Source organism: Devosia sp. Root105 (genome assembly GCF_001424865.1).
Lineage (GTDB): Bacteria > Pseudomonadota > Alphaproteobacteria > Rhizobiales > Devosiaceae > Devosia_A.
The window spans coordinates 186,550-205,134 of sequence record NZ_LMCR01000015.1; the positions used below are offsets into that span (position 1 = coordinate 186,550).

General features: G+C 64.4%; 19 protein-coding genes. 9 read left to right on the forward strand and 10 right to left on the reverse strand.

Going from position 1 to position 18,585, the window contains the following annotated elements:
- Positions 1 to 138: 138 nt before the first annotated feature.
- Genes ASC68_RS14215 through ASC68_RS14235 form a run of 5 tightly spaced genes read left to right on the forward strand, consistent with a single transcriptional unit; the run spans position 139 to position 4,679 of the window.
- Positions 139 to 1,191 carry an LLM class flavin-dependent oxidoreductase gene (locus tag ASC68_RS14215; protein WP_055880385.1) on the forward strand — a complete coding sequence of 351 codons (1,053 nt, stop codon included), beginning with the start codon at positions 139 to 141 and terminating at the stop codon, positions 1,189 to 1,191.
- A gap of 54 nt (positions 1,192 to 1,245) precedes the next feature.
- A complete protein-coding gene (locus ASC68_RS14220; RefSeq protein ID WP_055880388.1) occupies positions 1,246 to 2,046 on the forward strand; it encodes a glycosyltransferase family 25 protein in 801 nt (266 codons plus the stop codon).
- 47 nt (positions 2,047 to 2,093) lie between these two features.
- Positions 2,094 to 2,894, forward strand: a complete 801-nt coding sequence (locus ASC68_RS14225) for a glycosyltransferase family 25 protein (protein ID WP_055880390.1) — start codon at positions 2,094 to 2,096, stop codon at positions 2,892 to 2,894.
- Positions 2,895 to 2,949: 55 nt separating this feature from the next.
- Positions 2,950 to 3,804: a glycosyltransferase family 25 protein gene (locus ASC68_RS14230; RefSeq protein ID WP_055880392.1), complete on the forward strand. Its 855-nt coding sequence runs from the start codon at positions 2,950 to 2,952 to the stop codon at positions 3,802 to 3,804.
- The gene (locus ASC68_RS14235; RefSeq protein WP_055880395.1) at positions 3,801 to 4,679 is read left to right on the forward strand and encodes a DUF6625 family protein; all 879 of its coding nucleotides are present in this window, start codon (positions 3,801 to 3,803) and stop codon (positions 4,677 to 4,679) included. Before ASC68_RS14230 ends, ASC68_RS14235 begins: the two co-directional genes overlap by 4 nt.
- A 15-nt stretch (positions 4,680 to 4,694) precedes the next feature.
- Here ASC68_RS14235 and ASC68_RS14240 read toward each other — a convergent pair whose 3' ends face one another.
- The 6 genes from ASC68_RS14240 to ASC68_RS14265 form a co-directional block, all read right to left on the reverse strand.
- The gene (locus ASC68_RS14240) at positions 4,695 to 5,672 is read right to left on the reverse strand and encodes a glycosyltransferase family 8 protein (protein ID WP_055880398.1); all 978 of its coding nucleotides are present in this window, start codon (positions 5,670 to 5,672) and stop codon (positions 4,695 to 4,697) included.
- A gap of 169 nt (positions 5,673 to 5,841) precedes the next feature.
- Positions 5,842 to 6,063, reverse strand: coding sequence for a hypothetical protein (locus ASC68_RS14245; protein ID WP_055880400.1), 222 nt, complete (start codon positions 6,061 to 6,063; stop codon positions 5,842 to 5,844).
- Positions 6,064 to 6,186: 123 nt separating this feature from the next.
- On the reverse strand, positions 6,187 to 6,486 hold the full coding sequence (locus tag ASC68_RS14250; RefSeq protein ID WP_055880403.1) for an HlyU family transcriptional regulator: 300 nt from the start codon (positions 6,484 to 6,486) through the stop codon (positions 6,187 to 6,189).
- A 12-nt stretch (positions 6,487 to 6,498) separates the two neighbouring features.
- Positions 6,499 to 8,577: an RNA polymerase sigma factor RpoD gene (gene rpoD, locus ASC68_RS14255; RefSeq protein ID WP_082528169.1), complete on the reverse strand. Its 2,079-nt coding sequence runs from the start codon at positions 8,575 to 8,577 to the stop codon at positions 6,499 to 6,501.
- Positions 8,578 to 8,750: 173 nt separating this feature from the next.
- Positions 8,751 to 10,709, reverse strand: a complete 1,959-nt coding sequence (gene dnaG, locus ASC68_RS14260; RefSeq protein WP_055880405.1) for a DNA primase — start codon at positions 10,707 to 10,709, stop codon at positions 8,751 to 8,753.
- A 51-nt stretch (positions 10,710 to 10,760) separates the two neighbouring features.
- Complete coding sequence (locus ASC68_RS14265) at positions 10,761 to 11,357, reverse strand: hypothetical protein (RefSeq protein ID WP_055880408.1); 597 nt, start codon at positions 11,355 to 11,357, stop codon at positions 10,761 to 10,763.
- Positions 11,358 to 11,526: 169 nt separating this feature from the next.
- On the opposite strand from ASC68_RS14265, the gene ASC68_RS14270 reads away from it, so the two are divergent.
- A complete protein-coding gene (locus ASC68_RS14270) occupies positions 11,527 to 12,411 on the forward strand; it encodes a YihY/virulence factor BrkB family protein (protein ID WP_055880409.1) in 885 nt (294 codons plus the stop codon).
- Positions 12,412 to 12,456: 45 nt separating this feature from the next.
- Here the strand turns inward: ASC68_RS14270 and ASC68_RS14275 are convergent, their stop codons facing one another.
- The gene (locus ASC68_RS14275) at positions 12,457 to 13,026 is read right to left on the reverse strand and encodes a DUF308 domain-containing protein (RefSeq protein ID WP_055880412.1); all 570 of its coding nucleotides are present in this window, start codon (positions 13,024 to 13,026) and stop codon (positions 12,457 to 12,459) included.
- Positions 13,027 to 13,040: 14 nt separating this feature from the next.
- Positions 13,041 to 13,622 carry a DUF308 domain-containing protein gene (locus tag ASC68_RS14280; RefSeq protein ID WP_082528171.1) on the reverse strand — a complete coding sequence of 194 codons (582 nt, stop codon included), beginning with the start codon at positions 13,620 to 13,622 and terminating at the stop codon, positions 13,041 to 13,043.
- A 150-nt stretch (positions 13,623 to 13,772) separates the two neighbouring features.
- Here ASC68_RS14280 and ASC68_RS14285 point away from each other — a divergent pair, with 150 nt between their 5' ends.
- Together ASC68_RS14285 and ASC68_RS14290 are read left to right on the forward strand one after the other, a co-directional pair.
- Positions 13,773 to 14,951 (forward strand): MFS transporter, encoded by a 1,179-nt coding sequence (locus ASC68_RS14285; protein WP_055880419.1) that lies wholly within the window; start codon positions 13,773 to 13,775, stop codon positions 14,949 to 14,951.
- Between the two features lie 85 nt (positions 14,952 to 15,036).
- Complete coding sequence (locus tag ASC68_RS14290) at positions 15,037 to 16,179, forward strand: GGDEF domain-containing protein (protein WP_055880420.1); 1,143 nt, start codon at positions 15,037 to 15,039, stop codon at positions 16,177 to 16,179.
- A gap of 212 nt (positions 16,180 to 16,391) precedes the next feature.
- On the opposite strand, the gene ASC68_RS14295 is transcribed toward ASC68_RS14290, so the two are convergent.
- Both ASC68_RS14295 and ASC68_RS14300 read right to left on the reverse strand, forming a co-directional pair.
- Positions 16,392 to 16,844 carry a GatB/YqeY domain-containing protein gene (locus ASC68_RS14295; protein WP_055880424.1) on the reverse strand — a complete coding sequence of 151 codons (453 nt, stop codon included), beginning with the start codon at positions 16,842 to 16,844 and terminating at the stop codon, positions 16,392 to 16,394.
- A 3-nt stretch (positions 16,845 to 16,847) separates the two neighbouring features.
- Complete coding sequence (locus ASC68_RS14300; RefSeq protein ID WP_055880427.1) at positions 16,848 to 17,216, reverse strand: VOC family protein; 369 nt, start codon at positions 17,214 to 17,216, stop codon at positions 16,848 to 16,850.
- Between the two features lie 128 nt (positions 17,217 to 17,344).
- On the opposite strand from ASC68_RS14300, the gene carA reads away from it, so the two are divergent.
- Positions 17,345 to 18,550, forward strand: a complete 1,206-nt coding sequence (carA, locus tag ASC68_RS14305; RefSeq protein WP_055880430.1) for a glutamine-hydrolyzing carbamoyl-phosphate synthase small subunit — start codon at positions 17,345 to 17,347, stop codon at positions 18,548 to 18,550.
- Positions 18,551 to 18,585: the final 35 nt, after the last annotated feature.

Genomic DNA, 18,585 nt, shown 5'->3' on the forward strand with positions numbered 1-18,585 from the left:
TGTGCGTTCTTGCGCGGCTCAAAACGCCCAGCCATGTAGAGCGCGATCAGAGGCGCCACAAAATCCAGGATCTCGAGCGCTTCGACGTTTCAATGAAACGGTGAAGCGCTCCAGGGCGCACCACACGAGGATTGCGCCATGGAAATCGGTCTCTACTCTTTCGCCGAGAACACTCCTGATCCGCTGAATGGCGGCCACCTGCAGTCGCCGGCCGAGCGGCTGAAGGACCTGCTCGAAGAGATCAAGCTCGCCGACGAGGTCGGGCTCGATTTCTACGGGCTGGGCGAGCACCACCGTCCAGATTTCGTCGCCTCGGCGCCGGTGACCATCCTTGCCGCCGCCGCCGCCGTCACCAGGCGCATCCGGCTCTCCACCGCCGTTACCGTGCTGAGCTCGGACGATCCGATCCGCGTCTGGCAGCAGTTCGCGACGCTCGACCTGCTCTCCAATGGCCGCGCCGAGATCATGGCCGGCCGTGGCTCGTTCATCGAGAGCTTCCCGCTGTTCGGCTACGAGCTCGACGACTACGACACGCTGTTCGAGGAAAAGCTCGCCGAGCTGCTGAAGATCCGCGAAGGCGGCAAGGTGCTCTGGGAGGGGTCTGAGCACACCAAGCCGATCCCCGGCCTCGCCATCTATCCCAAGCCGGTCCAGGAGCCCCTGCCGCTCTGGGTCGCGGTTGGTGGCACGCCGAACTCGGTTGCCCGGGCGGCCTATTACGGGCTGCCGCTGATGCTCGCCATCATCGGCGGCAATCCCGAAGCGTTCACCCAGTTCACCGAGCTATACCGCCGCACCGCCGAGAAGGTCGGGCACGACCTGGCGAAGCTGCCCATCGGCATCTCCTCGCATGGCTTCATCGCCGAGAACTCGCAGGACGCGCTCGATACTGCCTTCCCTGCCCATCACGAGGCGATGAGCCGCATCGGCCGCGAACGCGGCTGGCCGCCCACCACCCGCGCCCAGTTCGAAGCCGGCGCCGGCCCCTCGGGCGCCTACTTCATGGGCTCGCCGCAGCAGGTGATCGACAAGATCCTGATGCAGCACGAGTGGTTCAAGCACGATCGCTTCGGCCTGCAGCTGAGCGTCGGTACCCTTCCCCACGCCAAGGTCATGAAGGCTATCGAACTCTTTGGCACCGTGGTGAAGCCGGCAGTAAACAAAGCACTGGACGGCCAGAGCAACCGTTGACGCCCGACGCGTCAGTGGTATTACGGTCTCCGAATTCAACAGTGGGGCCAACGGTTGCTGCCGATTTTCTACATCAATATGGCCGCCCGCCCGGATAGACGGAATCATGTCGAGCGGCAGCTTGCAGCACTGGGCCTGACCGGCACTCGCGTCGACGCGGTGACACCGTCCGACTTCCAGCAGCCGCCAGGCTCGCCGCTGAGTTCAGGTGAGCTTGGCTGTAGCCGCAGCCATCAGAAGATCTGGCGCCTGATGGTTGAGCAGGATATCGCGGCGGCACTGATCCTCGAGGATGACGTGCTGTTGGCCGACGAGGTCCCGGCGCTGCTGGCCGACCGGACCCTCCTGGCTGGCGGGGTCGAAGCCATTCAGTTCGAGTCCCGCGGCAACACGAAGGCTCTGCTCGGTCCTGCCGTCGCGACCGCCGTGCCCGGTGTCAGCCGGAACCGCCTGATGTCGTCCAGCCTTGGTTCGGCCGCCTACATCATGACCGCCAAGCTGGCGCGCCGCCTGCTGGCCCGCCCCGACGTCGATCGGCTGGCGCTCGATCACCTGCTGTTCGGCTGGGCCGGCGAGCTTTGCTATGACGCACGCATCTTCCAGACTCTCCCGGCACTGGCCATCCAGCTTGACCAGACGGTCGACGGCCGGCGTGGCGCCGGCAAGAGCGATCTTGACGATAATCGGCTGACCGGCGCTCTGCGACGCAAGAGCCTCGCGGTCCGCTGGCGCAGGCTCAAGATTCAGTTGCGGCACTACACGCGGGTGCTCGTGACCTTTGGGTCCAGCGGCGAACTGTGGGGGGCGCGCAAGCTCCAGTTCCCGATTGCCGAAAACCTGCGCAAGCTGATGTAGACAGGGGGACGCTGGGGAACGGCTCCGCCGTTCGTCATGCCACCGCAATGCCGCTGCCGATCTTTTACATCAATCTCGCGTCACGCCCGGATCGCCGCGATCACGTGGAGCGGCAGCTCGACGCCCTGGGACTGGCTGGAACCCGGATCGAGGCGGTCACGGCCGCCGACTGCGCTGGTATCCCCGGCTCACCGCTCAACCCGGGCGAGCTTGCCTGCAGCCGCAGCCACCAGAAGATCTGGCAATTGATGATCGAGCAGGACATCGCGGCAGCGCTGATCCTCGAGGATGACGTGTTGCTGTCGGAACAGCTTCCCGCGGTGCTCGACGATCCGAACCTGCTGGCCGGCGTCGATGCCATTCAGATGGAAACGCGGCAGACCTCGGCAATGGTCGGCCGCCTGGTGCCCAGCACGGCCGTCGGGATCGGTCGCGGACGCCTGATGTCATCCAGCATGGGTGCGGCTGCCTATGTGATGACGAAGGCCTTCGCCAAACGGTTGGTGGTGCATCCTCGGGCGGACATGCTGTCGCCCGACATGCTGTTGTTCGGGCGCCCCGGCAGCCTGTTCTATCAAGCAAGCATCTTTCAATCGGTGCCGGCGCTCGCCATCCAGCTCGACCAGACGAGCGACGGCCGCCGTGGTCCCGGTCGCAGCGACCTCGACGAGCACCGCGCCCTGTTCGCGTCACCTGAGACGAGCCGTCGCGAGCCACGCTGGCGTCGAGCATCGCGCCACTGGGCCCACCACCTGAGGCTCATCGCCACCTTCGCCGCCAGCGGCGAGCTTTGGGGCGCCCGGCAATACCGGCTGCCGCTGGCCGACGACCTGCAGAGACTGCTCTAGGCGTGGCGGCGGCACACTGGACAACCCCTGCCCGCTTCGTGCATGCCGAGACGCGATGCTGACCATCCCCGTCTACTACATCAACCTCAGCTCCCGCCCGGATCGCCGGGCATTCATGGAGCGACAGTTCGCTGAGCTCGGCATTGCTGCCGAGCGCATCGAGGCGGTGCGCATGGATGAAGTGCCACGTAACCTGGTCGAGTGGCACGCAACGACCCACAGCCTGTGGCGGCTGGCCGAGGGCGACCTCGCCTGTGGCCTCAGCCACCAGCGCAGCTGGGAGCGCCTGCTCGAGAGCGACGCGCCGGCCGCCCTGGTTCTCGAGGACGATGTGCAACTCGCCGCACCGGTGCGCGATTTCCTCGATCCGGAGCTGCCGGCTCGGCTCCGAGCTGACCTGCTGAAGCTCGAGACGTTCCACAGTCCGGTAAAGCTGGGCAGCGCGTCGCAGCGTGTCGGCACGACCGAGCTGCGCGAGCTCTGCTCTTCGCAGATGGGCGGCGCTGCTTACATCCTCACCCGCGAGGCTGCCCGGCACTCGCTGGCCAGTCCGTTACGCAATCAGATGGGGATCGACCGCTTCCTGTTCGGGCGTGGCGGCTATCACCTGCTGCGCAGCCGCGTGCTGCAGGCCATTCCGAGCCCCTGCATCCAGACCGACAAGCTCGACGCCGCCGACCGTGTCGGCGAGAGCAACATCGCGGTGACGCGGGCCCCCTCGGCTGGTCGGCCCGCGCGCGACCTGACGGCCGTGCTCGGCTTGCACCTCGACCACGTTGGCCGCCTCGCACGATTAGCGGTCCGCGATCTCCCCGCCTTGCGCGGACCGCGGGTGGTTATTCCGTTCGCCGGGGCAGCGAGCCCGCATGACCTACGAGCATCGGCGCGGGCACAAGAGCACTACCGATGAAGCGTTTAGTCCTGTTTACGCCGTGGTTTGGACCGTGGCCGGTATGGATCAATCTCTACCTTGAGAGTTGCCGCCGAAATTCCGAGGTCGACTGGCTAATTCACACCGATCAGGATCTGCCGGAGAACCGCCCAGACAACGTCCACTTCATCCCGATCAGCTTGACGGAGTTCTGCGATACCATCAGCCGAGCGATCGGCGTGCCAATTAACGCGCCGAATGCGTACAAGCTCAACGACCTTAAGCCCATGCTGGGGCACGCTTTCGCGAGCGAGATTTCGAACTATCGAAGCTTTGGATACGCCGATCTGGACGTGATCTTCGGGCGCATTCGACATTTCTATACGGATGATCTTCTTGATCGCTACGACGCAATATCAGGGCTCGCGGGGCACTTGTCCGGACACCTTGCGGTCTTTCGCAACTCCCCCGAAAACCGGTTCGCCTACCAACGTGGCCGTCACTGGCGAGAGGCCGCAAGCAGCTTCTATCACATCGGGTTTGACGAGGGGGCGTTCTCTCGCGTCTACATGTCGCGCTCGTGGATCGGCCAACGGCTGAGACGGCTCAAAGCGCGGTTTGAGAATCTACACCCAAATGTCGACTCCACTGTGGAGCCGCCCGAGCACCACCCGCAGGTGTGGACGTGGAGAGACGGGATACTCCGTTCGGACCGGAACGACGGGCAAGAGAGGCTATACCTCCATTTCATGAACTGGAGGTCGGACAGATACCGGAACCCTTCCCTGGGCCGCGCTCCTTGGCCGGCGCTCAACCGGCCATTGCCATTGATAGACTGGCGATTGGGTGCACGAGACGGGTTCCAGGTCTCACCGCGCGGCTTTGAACCGCTGACGGCAGACGCAGTTGATTGACGTCGGTATCTCAGGCTACCCAGCTCGCTTCTGAATGCGAAAACGCAGGACCGACAGCTTCTCTCTGAAGTCTAGCCAAGCTTCTGTCGCAGTTGTCGCAAAGGTCCGGGCGGGAGCAGCCGGACGCTGCCACTGCACGCCGCTGTTGGCAGCGTAGCGCCACCACTCCTCGCCGCCACGCCACGCTTCTGCACTGTTCCAGGGCTTCTCCAGACCAGTATAGTGAATCGCCCATTGTTCGGCCTTCTGCAGCGCAAAGGCAGGCCGAAACGGCTCGGTAGCGTAGTGGTGGCGCCTCAACCAATTGCCAGTGTAGACCCCAGCAAGGACATTCCAACGAGGGTCAAGGAGGGCCATCTGGCCCTTCATCAAGGCGTTGATAATGTCTTGATCGACATATGGTAGAGTACGCCCCCTGGCTGCATCCATCTCCCGCGCTTTCCCGACGAAGTCGGTCTGGCGCAGCTTGTCGAGATTCATCACGAGCAAACCAGAGTTCACATACTGCGGCTTGGAGGGGTCAAGGCCGAGCGCTACCACTCCCTCCCGAGGCAACGGGTTGTTGTGAAGGTCGCCGCGCATCGCATTAAGGTGTACTCCCAAATCGACGACAGCCCCCATTGGCGCCTCCCCAATATCCGCGCGCCAGAGTTCGGCGACGTCGTGCAGCACCACGATGTCTGCATCAAGGTAGATCACTCGAGAGAGATGCGGCAAAGCCAACGGAAGCAAGATGCGCAGCATGGCTGCCACGCTAATGTAGCTCACGACGTTTCGGTTTGGATCAAAAGGATTATCAACACGGACGGCTTGAACATGTGGAACCGTCCACCGCGCCATCTGTTCTGCCACCCAGCTTTCGTCGTCGGCGTGCAAGACGTAGAAGCGCAACGCGTCAGGTGCTGCCGCATTTGCGACTATCGATGCAATGGTGACAGCAACTTGATTGAAGTAGCCGCGGTCGACGGCGAACGCGATATGAACTTCATCCATCAGCAGAAACTTTCGCCAATCGATTGATTTGCCTTGGCGGCATCACGGCCGATGAAGCGGTACTTCCAGATCGACACCCTTGGCTCCCCTTGCTGTTTGCGACCGACTTAGGCGGCGCAGGAGAATTTGTCCATCGTCAGACCAGCCGCCGCCCGCAACGCGCCGGTGCCTACTTGCCGCTGCGCCTGATGCTCTTGATCTGCAGCGGCGGCAATCCGGATCTCTCGGCAATGGCCTGGTCCTGCTCCATGATGGCGGTGCGGGCCGCCTCATCGCCATCGAGGCCGCCGAGCAGACTCGCATCGACCTTGCGGTTGGAGCGCTGGCTGCCATCCTCGTAGACGATGTCGAACAGCACGAACTCGGTGCGGGCGGTTGGCTTTTTTGCCATCTCTGGGAACTCCTGTTGGCGGCGCAATTCAGCGCTCGCAGCAATCTCGTGGGGGTAACGTATGAGCGCCCCGGAGGTGCGACCGCATCCCCAGGGCGCCATTGTTGTCTGGTAAGGCAGCCGTTACGGGCGGTAGATCCCGTCGCCCTGTTCGTCGATGATCTGCCGGCCCTTGGCGAGTGCGAAGCTGACCACGTCCTCCTTGGACGAGAACCGGTCGGCGCGCACGAACTTGTAGCTCTTGAGCTCGCCGTCGATCTCTTTTTCGATCAACCCGGCGAGCTGGTACTCGCTCCCCACCGGCATGATCAGCGACTTCACGGTAAAGCCCTTATAGGCCTCCTCCGCCACCACCGCCGGCTCGATCGACTTGCCCGCTGATCCGCTGCCACCGCCACCGAAGAGGTTCTTCCAGAACGACATGGGTTCGCCCTCTTAGTTGTCGAGGAAGCTGCGGAGCTTCCGGCTGCGGCTCGGATGCTTCAGCTTGCGCAGCGCCTTGGCCTCGATCTGGCGGATGCGCTCGCGCGTCACGCTGAACTGCTGGCCGACTTCCTCGAGCGTATGGTCGGTGTTCATGCCGATGCCGAAGCGCATGCGCAGCACGCGTTCCTCGCGCGGCGTCAGCGACGCCAGCACGCGCGTCGTGGTTTCGCGCAGGTTGCTCTGGATCGCCGCGTCGATCGGCTGGATCGCGTTCACATCCGGGATGAAATCGCCGAGGTTCGAATCCTCTTCGTCGCCGATCGGCGTTTCGAGGCTGATCGGCTCCTTGGCGATCTTCAGGACCTTACGGACCTTGTCGAGCGGCATCTGCAGCTTTTCGCTCAGCTCTTCCGGGGTCGGCTCGCGACCGATCTCGTGCAGCATCTGGCGCGAGGTACGGACGATCTTGTTGATCGTCTCAATCATGTGCACCGGAATACGGATGGTGCGGGCCTGGTCGGCGATCGAACGGGTGATCGCCTGGCGGATCCACCACGTGGCATAGGTCGAGAACTTGTAGCCGCGGCGGTACTCGAACTTATCGACCGCCTTCATCAGGCCGATATTGCCTTCCTGGATGAGATCGAGGAACTGCAGGCCGCGGTTGGTGTATTTCTTGGCGATCGAGATCACCAGGCGAAGGTTGGCTTCCACCATTTCCTTCTTGGCGATCGCCGCTTCGCGCTCGCCCTTCTGCACCTTGTGCACGATCCGGCGGTACTCGGCGATATCGAGGCCGGTTTCCGTCGCCAGCGTCTGGATGTCGCCGCGCAGCTCGTTCGCCGTGTCCGCTTCGCGCTTGGCGAATTCCGCCCAGCCCCTGCCCGAGAGGGTTGCGACGCCTTCGATCCAGTTCTGCTCGAGCTCGCTGCCATAATAGGCCTCGAGGAAGTTCTCGCGCTTGACGCCATAGCTCTCGGCGAGGCGCAACAGGCGCCCCTCGAGGCGCACCAGGCGCTTGTTGATGTCGTAGAGCTGCTCGACCAGGCTTTCGATACGGCTCTGGTTCAGCGACAGCGACTTCACGTCGGTGATCACTTCGGAGCGCAGGCCCTCGAGCTTCTTCAAATCGGCGGCGGTCGCCGGGGCGTTGCCCGCCATGCGGTCCTCGGCATGCCGGTCCTGCATCTTGCGCATCTTGCCATAGGCTTCGGCGATGCGGTCGAAGGTCTCGACCACCTGCGGCTTCAGCTCGGCTTCCATCGCTGAAAGCGACAGCGAGTTCTCGAAGTCGTCGTCTTCTTCCTCGACCGGATCCTGCGGCGCCTGCGGCTCGTCGGGAACGTAGTCGTCCTCGTCATCGCCCGAGCGCGGTGCTGGCTTCGCCTTGGCAGCCGGCTTGATCTCTTCCTTGACCGCGGAGGGACGCTCGATCTCGGACGGCATCACCGGGGCCGCCTGCTTGGCGTCGGGGCCGGCATAGGTCGCTTCAAGGTCGATAATGTCGCGCAGCAGAATTTCGGCGTTGGCCAGCTGGTCGCGCCAGATAATGATGGCCTGGAAGGTCAGCGGGCTCTCGCACAGGCCCTCGATCATCGTCTCGCGGCCGGCCTCGATGCGCTTGGCGATGGCGATTTCGCCTTCGCGGCTGAGCAGTTCCACCGAGCCCATCTCGCGCAGATACATGCGCACCGGATCATCGGTGCGGTCGCTGCCTTCGCGGGTGTTGGACTTGGAGGCGACGGCAGTGCCGGTCCGTTCGGCGAGCTCGGTCGATTCCTCTTCCGGGGTATCGGGCTCGGCCTCTTCGACCTCATCTTCGTCGACGACGTTGATGCCCATATCGGAGAACATCGCCATGATGTCCTCGATCTGCTCGGAGTTGACCTCCTCCGAGGGCAGAACGGCATTCAGTTCTTCATAGGTGACGTAACCGCGCTTCTTGGCGGTCTTGATCAGCTTCTTTACTGCGGCATCGGATAGGTCGAGCAGCGGGCTATCAGGGGCTTCTGCCCCACCGGCTGCGCCGGCAACTTCCGGCTTCTCTGCGTCTTTGGTCTTGGTCTGGGTCGCTGCCTTGGTGGCCATCTAGCTTGCTGCTCCGGGTGCCCGATCGGGAGGGCGCCGATAGTCGTTAAGTGGTCACGGCTTGAGACATCGTAAAGGGACGGGCTGGCGCGACGGTTTCCGATATGCCGTCACTTGTTCGTCACCGGTGCTGATTCGCCCATAAGCGAAATCGCGCGTACCCGCAGCCTTAACTAAAAGCTTCGTGTCGCGCGCCCCGATAACGAACCAAACCCTTCGATCAATGCCTCTGTGCCATCGACGGTGGTGATCTGGTTCTGGATGTCCCGCAGCCGTTCGAATGTTTCCTCGCTCGGGTCGTCGCCCAGCGCCAATTCGGCTGCCTTCAGGGCCTTATTTAGCTCAACGGATTTGTAATGCAAGGCCAGGGCATGACGTAATCCGATCTCAGCGTCCGGATCGGCGATTTCTGCCCCGGTCTGCCAAACCCCTTGGCGGGCCAGCAAATCCCGCATTTTCTCGATCGCTTCACCGAAGCCACGCGCCCCAAGTGCGGCATTCAGCGCCTCGGCGCTAATATCGTGATCCCTGGTCACGAGGTCGAGCATGGTGCCCAAGAGGTTCCTTGAGGTCGGTGAACTGAGCTCCAGCGACGCAAGTGATTCGAGCCGGCTGTCGGCCAGCGCCGGGTGGTTCACCAGGCAGACGAGGATCGCCGCCTCGCGCGGCGTGGCGTCCACTCCCCTGCCCGGCTTCAGCAATCGAGAGTTGCGCAGAGTGTCCGACACCACGACTCGCGGACTACCCCGACTGCCGACCGGAGCGGCATTACCGCCGCGCGGATTGCGCCGGTCAAAGCCGCCACGCTGCCCGCCGCCATCGCGCCGCTCCCAGCGCTGGTTGCGCACTGGCGCAAAGAACGCCGAAAGTTTTTCGTCGAAGGCCTGCAGGTAATGCCGCTTCACCGAGGCTTCGCCGATGGCGTTGGCCCGGGCGCGCAGGCGCGACTCGAGCGCCGCCCGCGCCTCCGGCGTCTCCGGCACGATGCCACCGGTCTCGATGCTCCAGATCACATCGGACAGGGAGCGGGCCCGGTCGATCACATCGGCGAAAGCGTCGCGCCCCTGCGCCTTGATCAGGTCGTCGGGGTCCTGCCCCTCGGGGAGCGTCGCGATCCGCACCGTCCGCCCCGGCTGCAGGTGCGGCAGGACGATATCGGTGGCGCGGGCCGCCGCCCGCTGCCCAGCGCCATCGCCGTCGAAGCACAGCACCGGCTCGTCGCTCATCCGCCACAGCATCTGCAGGTGCTCTTCGGTCAGCGCCGTGCCGAGCGGCGCCACCGTGCCGTCGAACCCTGCCGTCACCGCCGCGATCACATCGAGATAGCCCTCGACCACGATCACCGATTTGCCGGAGCGCGCCGCCTCGCGGGCGGTCTGCCCGTTATAGAGCGTCATGCGCTTCTTGAAGAGCTCGGTCTCGGGCGAGTTGAGGTACTTGGCCGGCACATCTGCCGACATGGCCCGCCCGCCGAAGGCGATGACCTTGCCGCGCAGATCCATGATCGGAAACATCACCCGGTTGCGGAACCGGTCGTAGGGCAGCGGGGACTCCTCGCGCACCACCACCAGCCCCGCATCCACCATCTCCTGCGCCGAGACGCCGTTCGCCGCGAGGTGCTCCTTCAATCCATTGGCGCTATCAGGGGAATAACCGAGCCGGAACTTCGTCTGCGCCGCCGCGCTCACCCCGCGCTCGTTCAGATAGCCACGGGCCCGTGCTCCGATATTGTGGCTGAGCGCCGCCTCGAAATACTGGGTGGCGACTTCCATCACGTCGTAGAGCGAGCGCCGGCTTTCCTGCCGCGCCTCGTCGCGCTCGTCGCGCGCCGGCATCGGCACCCCGGCCATCCCGGCGAGTTTTTCCACCGCCTCAGGAAAGCTCATCCCGGCCTTTTCGGTCAGGAAGCGGAAGTGATCGCCCGATACCCCACAGCCGAAGCAATGGTAGATGCCGCGCCGGTCATCGGCATGAAAGCTCGGGCTTTTCTCGCCATGGAACGGGCAGCAGGCCCACATATCGCCGCGCTGCGGCTGACTCTTGCGCTTGTCCCAGATGACGTGCTCGCCCACCACCTGCGAGATCGGCAGGCGCTGCCGGATCTCATCGAGGAAGCCGTCGGAAAAGCGCATGCCCCTAAGTAAGCACGCGCGCCCGCCGTGTCATCGCCCATCTCTAGCTGTTCACTGCCGCTTGCCGAATACCGCCCGCCTCGGGCCAACCATCGGCGGCGCTCCGGGCCCCCTCATCGAGGTGTTCGGCGATGGCGCCATAGCTTGATCCACAGCAACAAGCACGAGCGCCTCCATCAGTACGGCCTTGGCATCGACCCCCAGGATCGGGTTCGGCAGTCGTACCTTGCGCGACAATTTGCGGCCGCTGGCGTCTCGTCCGGGCAGAAACAGAATGCTGACGTCCTTGGCGCCAAGGAATCGGCTCGTGGAGACGGTGTCGAAATCTCGCCACATGGCCCGGTTCACCCAGAGTGCATGCCGCACCTCGATCCCTTCGTGATCCAGCACCACCACCGTGTTGTCGATCAACCGTCGCAGGTGGGAGACGGCGAGAAGCGCCGAGATCCCGACCAGCACATGAGCCAGCAGCAACCGATGCCCTGGCTCCAATGAGTTAACCACCCGCAATGGCCCGACAATTTTCCCGGTCGCCAAATAGTCTGCCACTCCGGGTGCAAAGATCGATGCTGCTATCGCTCCGAAGAAGATAAAAAGGCCGGCCGCAACCAGCCGGCTCGCGCCAAAAGTCTTTGTACGTATTTGCATGTGAGCCCCTGCCTGTAAAAAACACTGCACGAGCAAAATTCAGGTTAGATTTATCGGATAGCTAAACTTCAACCGAGATCGGTTACCAGGTCACGCGCCGCCATCCCGCCTGGATGCCATCCCTGGGCAACCCTCAGCGGCCGGGCGTCGTTTGATGCGGAAGGCACCGATGACAACAAGCCACGCAACCGCTGGGAGCAACTGGTTCGGACGCTGGCGCGCCATCGTGCTGGCGACGCTCCATTCGTTCTTCTTCGAACGTGACAACGCGCCGCGCTGCGCAGCCGTGGCCTTCTTCGGCTTCCTCTCCTTCTTTCCCGCCATTGCCACCGTCGCGCTGATCTATGGCATCGTCGCCAACCGCCAGATGGTCGCCGACACTATCGAAACCGTCGGCGATGTCGTCCCGCAGATGGCTCAGGGCATCATTGCCGAGCAACTGACCATGCTCGCCAGCCAGCCGCCAGTGACGCTCGGCCTCGGGCTGCTGATCACCGTACCCTTCGCCTTATGGAGCGGCTCGCGTGGGGTCGATTCCCTGCTCTACGCGATGTCGCGCATCCGCAACGAGGCGCCCCGGCGCGGCTTCTTCAAGTCGCTGGCTTACGCGATCGGCCTCAGCATCGGCGGCGCCGTCTTCGTGGTCCTCGCCTTGCTGGCGGTGGCTGGCCTGCCCGCCCTGATCCCATGGCCGTCCGGCGAAGAGGTCGTGGCGCTGGCGCTGCGCTGGCCGGTATTGCTGCTGCTCAGCGTTCTCGTACTTGCCGCGCTCTATCGCTGGGGCCCCGATCGCCACCCGCGCAAGTTCCGCCACATCTGGCCGGGCGCCATCCTCGCCTCGCTGCTCTGGCTGCTCGCCGGGGCGATCTTCTCGATCTATGTCGAGAACTGGGGCAACTACGAAGCGACCTTCGGCTCGGTGTCCGCCGCGGTGGTGCTGCTGCTGTGGCTGTACAACTCCGCCCAGATCCTGGTGCTGGGAGCCGCCTTCAACACCGAGATCGAACGCGCCACGGATGGGAGGGAGGCGGTCAGCCCGACTCCCCCGCGCTGATCCATCAGCACCTGCATTGATCCGGGCAGCGCCCGCGCTGCCAGGTCAGGCGACCTTCACCTCGATGCTCCTCAACTGCCAGGCGATGTAGAGCTGGAACAGCCCATAGAGGATCATCAGCACGCCGACGATGCTCACCAGCACCAGGGCACTGCTGAGCGGCATCACCAGCAGCAGCACGCCGAACAGCAGGTAAGCAGAGGCGCTGAGCACCTCAGGCCAGAACGTCCCCTGCCGTAGCAGCGCCCGCCCGGCGATGGTGACATAGAGCGCGAACGCCCCGATCAGGATCATCATGATCCCGACCACGATCACCAGCGTCGAGATGCCGATCGCCGCCGCCATCGCCGGGAACGCCACGATCAGGATGCCGGCAAGGATCGCGAGGATATGCCGGGTGATCGCAACGCCGAGCCGCGAGCTGGTGCGGCCGCCGAACAGCAGGCCCCACAAGCCCAGCGCGCCATCGATGATGACGATCACGCCGCCGACCCACACCAGGGTCGCCAGCGCCAGTTGCGGCGAGATCAGTGCGAAAATGCCGCCCGCCAGCATCAGCACGCCGCGGACGCCCGCGAAAATGCTCGGCCAGGGTAAAGCGCTATCGGTAGCCATTCTCTCCTCCTCGGTCACACGGACTTGGTACCCGCAGCGTCACCAGCCGATTTGAACATCCGCCACGCCAGCCCGAACAGGCCGATCGCGAAGATGACGGCAAGGATGCCGGCGAGCGTCACGAACACCAGGGCGCTGAACACCGGCCAGAACAGCAGCGCGATGCCGAACAGCACGTAAAGCGTTCCCGACAATAGCACCGGCCAGATGCGCGCATATTGTTCGCGCTCCCGGATGATTACCCAAATCTCCATGACCCCGACGAAGATCGACTGGAATGCCACGAGATAGACCAGCAAAGTCGCCGTCAGCAACGTCGCAAAGAACGGCGACAACAAGATCAGCACGCCGGTGATGATGGCCAGCACGTTGCGGATCACGTCGAACCAGAAATTGCCGGTCTTGGCGCCACCAAAGGTGAGGCTCCACAGCCCCAGCACCCCATCGACCAGCAACAATGCACCGCCGGCGATCACCAGTATCGCCAACGCCTGGGCCGGAAAGAACACCGCATAGAGTCCCGCCAGCAGCATCAGCAGGCCTCTGAGCCCAGTGATCCACGCCCAGCGCTTTTTCGTGTCACTTGATACAGCCATCGGTCCGCCTCCAATGTTGTTTGCCTCAAGGAGGTTAGCTGTTTTTGCCGTCCCGCCAAGCCTTGTCTGGGGTTTAGGCACCGCTGCTTATCCGGCTTGCTTCCTGCGGCATGGCGTGGTCTGACCGCCCCGGATATTTTGAGGATAGTCATGCCGATCGCCATTTACGCTCTGGCGCTGGCCGCGTTCGCAGTCGGCTCGGCCGAGTTCGTCATTTCCGGCATCCTGCCGCCGCTCGCCGAGGACCTGGCGGTGAGCATTCCGGTCGCCGGCCTGCTGGTCAGCGCCTATGCCATCGGCGTCGCTGTCGGCGGGCCGGTGCTGACCGTCTTCACTTCGCGCTTCTCGCAGCGCAGCGTGCTGATCGGCCTGATGATTGTCTTCTCGATTGCCCAGGTGCTGTGCGCCATCGCCCCCGATTACGGTCTCCTGCTGGCGGCGCGGCTGCTCTCCGCCGCTGCCCATGGCGTGTTCTTCGGCGCCGGCAACGTGGTGGTCGTCGGCCTCGTGCCACCGGAGCGGCGCGGCGCCGCCTTCTCGCTGTTCATCTCCGGCATCACCGTCGCCAACCTCCTCGGGCTCCCCGGCGGCAGCGCCATTGGGCTGCATTTCGGCTGGCGCGTTCCCTTCCTCGCCGTCGCGGCGCTTGGCGCCATCGCCGCCGTCGTGCTGTTCCTGAAGCTGCCGCGCGACAAGCGCCAGGAGGGTGACCGTCACGCCACCTTCGGCGAGCAGGTACGCGAACTGCGCCACCAGGAGGTCTGGCTCTCGTACCTGACCATCACCTTCGTGATGATCGGCGCCCTCGCCTTCGGCACCTTCCAGGTGCCGATCATGCTCAACGTTACCCGGCTCCACCCCGACATCATCCCGATCTACCTGCTGGTCGGCGGTATCGGCTCGATGCTGGGCATTTACCTGGGCGGCCGCGGCACCGACTGGAAACCGATGCCGACGCTCTTGACCGTGCTGCTGCTGCAGGCGCTGCTCTACTTCACCATGCTGTTCGCCATGCACGACAAGGTGTGGATGACGGTCAACCTGCTCGGCACCTCGATCCTCGGCTTCGCCTTCTCCACCCCGCTGCAGGCCCGCGTCATCGCGGCGGCCCACTCGGCCCCCAACCTCGCCTCGTCGCTGATCTCGACTGCCTTCAATATCGGTATCGCCGGCGGCGCCTTCATCGGCGCCATGCTGCTCAGCGCCGGCGTCAGCTATGCCGATATCCCGGCGGTCGGCGTCGTCACCAGCCTCTGCGCCGCGGGAACCGCCAGTCTCTCATGGTGGCTGGAGCGCCGCGGTTCCGCTGCCGCGACCAGCGAGGCCTAGCCGGAGCGCCTACCTAGGTATTTTTTTACCATCGGCGGGCGCATTTCCCCGCAGCTACTCCCCGCGTCCGACCCAAACTCCGCCAGTGCTCGACCAGACGTCCCTGCTCATCGCCATCGGCTTTTCCGCCACCGCCCTGATGCTGACGCTGGTCATCACCTGGCTGGGCTCGCGGCCGGACTATTATCTCTTGAGCTGGGGCCTCGGCCTCGGCTTCGTGGCGCCCGGCTCGATGCTCTACGGCTGGTTCGAAACCTACGATCCGGCCATGCAGTGCATCGCTTTCTCGCTGCTGCTCGCCGGCTTCGCCTTCATCTATATCGGCTGCACGCAGTTCTCCTCCGGCCGGACGCCCTGGCGCTCGGCCATGGTGGCCTGGGTGCTGGCCTGTGGGGTCATGAGCGCGCTGTTCGTCGTTGGCTTCAGCGGCATCGGCACCATCGTGATGAACGTCGCCGCCGCCGGCTTCTTCCTCGCTGCCGGCCGCGAACACTGGCTGGCGCGCACCAACACGCCGCTCGCCATGCTCGCCAAATCTGCGCTCTACGGCTCGACCGCCGTGACCTTCGCCCTCTGCGCCGTCGTGCTGTTTGCCGGCGGACAATGGGTGCTCACCGAGCGGCCCCACAACTGGGCCGAAGACCTGAACTCGATCGCGCTGCTCGCCTCGCTCGCTGCCGCCGGCGCCGTGACCATGGCGCTGCACCAGTTTCGCATCACCGAAGCACATCGCCACCTGGCGATGACCGATGCGCTGACCGGCCTGCTTAACCGCCGCGCGCTGTTCACCTTTGCCGGCAACGCCCCGGTGGCGCCGGCCACCGCGGTGATCATGCTCGATCTGGATGATTTCAAGACCATCAACGATCGCTTCGGCCATGCCATCGGCGACGAAGTACTGGTGCGCTTTGCCGCGATCCTGTCGCGCGCCCTCGGCCCAAAGGACGTGGCGGCACGCCTCGGCGGCGAGGAATTCTGCCTGCTCGTCCACGCCACCAGCGCCGCCGCCGTCCACACTCTTGCCGACGGCATCCGGCTGGAATTCGCCAGCACCGAGCCCTTGCCGGGCGATTTCGGCCCACCCACGGTCAGCGCCGGCATCGCTATCGCTTCGCCGCGCCCGGAGACCTTCGACGCACTGCTCCGCGCCGCCGACGAGCTGCTCTATCGGGCCAAGGACGCCGGCCGCAACCGCGTTCACGGCCCGGAGCTGCGGCTGGCGGCGTAGATCGTTCACGATTGGGCTGCATCGACGAAGCTGGTTGGGCTCGACGCTGGACCTACCCACCGGCTGTCATCCCAGCGAAAGCTGGGACCCATCTATCCACCTGCGCCAGCTGCGAGTTGGGTCCCAGCTTTCGCTGGGATGACATCGTAGTTGGGGTGATCGTAGTGCGTCAGCTCGACGACGCCGCACCGCATCCGGCACGCCAAACAACCTCAGGCGCCGAGCGCTGTCCTGATCTTGACGGAGGCCTTGCCGAAATCGATCCGGCCCGGGAAGTCGGCCTTGAGCGAGGCGACCACCTTGCCCATGTCCTTGGCGCCGGCGGCGCCGGTCTTGTTGATCGCGTCGATGATCGCCGCCTCGACCTCCGCCTCGCTCAGCCCCTTGGGCAGGAACTCGTTGAGGATGGCGATCTCCTCGCGCTCGACCACCGCCAGGTCCTCACGGCCGGCCTTCTCGTAAATGCCGAGCGATTCCTCGCGCTGCTTCACCATCTTCTGCAGCAGTGCCAACACGTCCTGGTCGCCCAGCGGCTCCTTGCCCTGCCCGCGCGCGTCAATGTCCTTGTCCTTGATCGCCGCATTGATGGCGCGCAGCGTCGCGGTGCGCCGCTTGTCACCGGCCTTCAGCGCCGTCTTGTAGCCTTCGCTGATCGCTTCACGCATTCACTAGCTCCTTGGTGCAGGCGGCACGTCGGCCACCATCAACAGATTTCCATCCGGGTCCTTGAAGGTGAAGAACACCCCATCGGTCACCGGTCCCACCTCCATTGCGCCGGCGGCGACTGCCTGTTGGCGCGCCGCGTGCACGTCGGAAGTATTGAAGTGAAACGCCGGCTTCTTGTCATGCGGTCCGGCGAATCCCTTGCTGTCGAGCACCAGGCCGCTGCCTTCGACCATCGGCAGCACATGGATGTGCCCGAAGAAGATCTCGCCACCCGGCTCGAGCCCGAACAGGCCCCGATACCAGTCCCTCGCCCGCTCGATGTCGCTCACCGGAACGAATACCCCACCGATCTCACGCTCGATCGCACTCACCGCGACTTGTCCCCTCTATGCCGCACCCCATATAGCGCAATAATACCCGTGCGCCACTTGCGCTTGGGCCGGGCCCCTTCTAAGGAGAGCCCTCAACCGACATCGACCCGAACCCTTGGAGCCCCGCCATGACCGGCTGGCAGCAAAAACCTGCGACCGCCCTCCTGCTGCTCGAGGACGGCACCCGCCTCGAAGGGCACGGCATCGGCGCCATCGGCCACGCGGCCGGCGAGGTCTGCTTCAATACCGCGATGACCGGCTACCAGGAGATCCTCACCGATCCCTCCTATGCCGGGCAGATCATCACCTTCACCTTCCCGCATATCGGCAATGTCGGCACCAACGACGAGGATATCGAGACGGTCAACATGGCCGCGCTGTCGGGCATCCGCGGCTGCGTGCTGCGCGCCGACATCACCAACCCGTCGAACTACCGGGCGGTCGAGAAGCTCGACGCCTGGCTGAAGAAGCGCAACATCATCGGCATCGCCGGCGTCGACACCCGGGCACTCACCGCCCGCATCCGTGAGAACGGCATGCCGAACGGCGTCATCGCCCACGCCCCCGATGGCTACTTCCACGAGCCTTCGATGCAGGCTGAGTTGAAGAACTTCCCCGGCCTCGAAGGGCTCGATCTCGCCCGCGAAGTCACCACCGCTCAGACCTACCACTGGGACCAGACCTCCTGGACCCGGACCGAGGGTTATGGCCGGGTGGAGAACCCCGAGTTCCACGTCGTCGCCATCGACTATGGCGCCAAGCGCAACATCCTCCGCCAGCTCGCCGACCAGGGTGCGCGGGTGACCGTCGTTCCGGCCACTGCCACCGCCAAGGATGTGATGTCGCATAACCCCGACGCCATCTTTCTCTCCAACGGCCCGGGCGATCCGGCCGCGACCGGCAAGTATGCCGTGCCGACGATCAAGACGCTGATGGAAACCGGCAAGCCGATGTTCGGCATCTGCCTAGGCCACCAGCTGCTCGGCCTCGCGGTGGGCGGCAAGACGCAGAAGATGCATCAGGGCCACCACGGCGCGAACCATCCGGTCAAGGACCTGACCACCGGCAAGGTGGAGATCACGTCGATGAACCATGGCTTTGCCGTGGACACCGAGAGCCTCCCCGGCAATGTAAAGCAGACCCATGTCTCGCTGTTCGACGGCTCCAATGCCGGCCTTGAAGTCGAGGGCAAGCCGATCTTCTCGGTGCAGTACCACCCTGAAGCCAGCCCCGGCCCGCATGACAGCCACTACCTGTTCACCCGGTTCCTGAACCTGGTGCGCTCGCAGAAGGGCATGGCGCTGCAGCCGGAACAGGTGAAGCCCGGCGAGTAATCGCCGAGCCCAAAGAAAAAGGGGCCGCCGGTGGC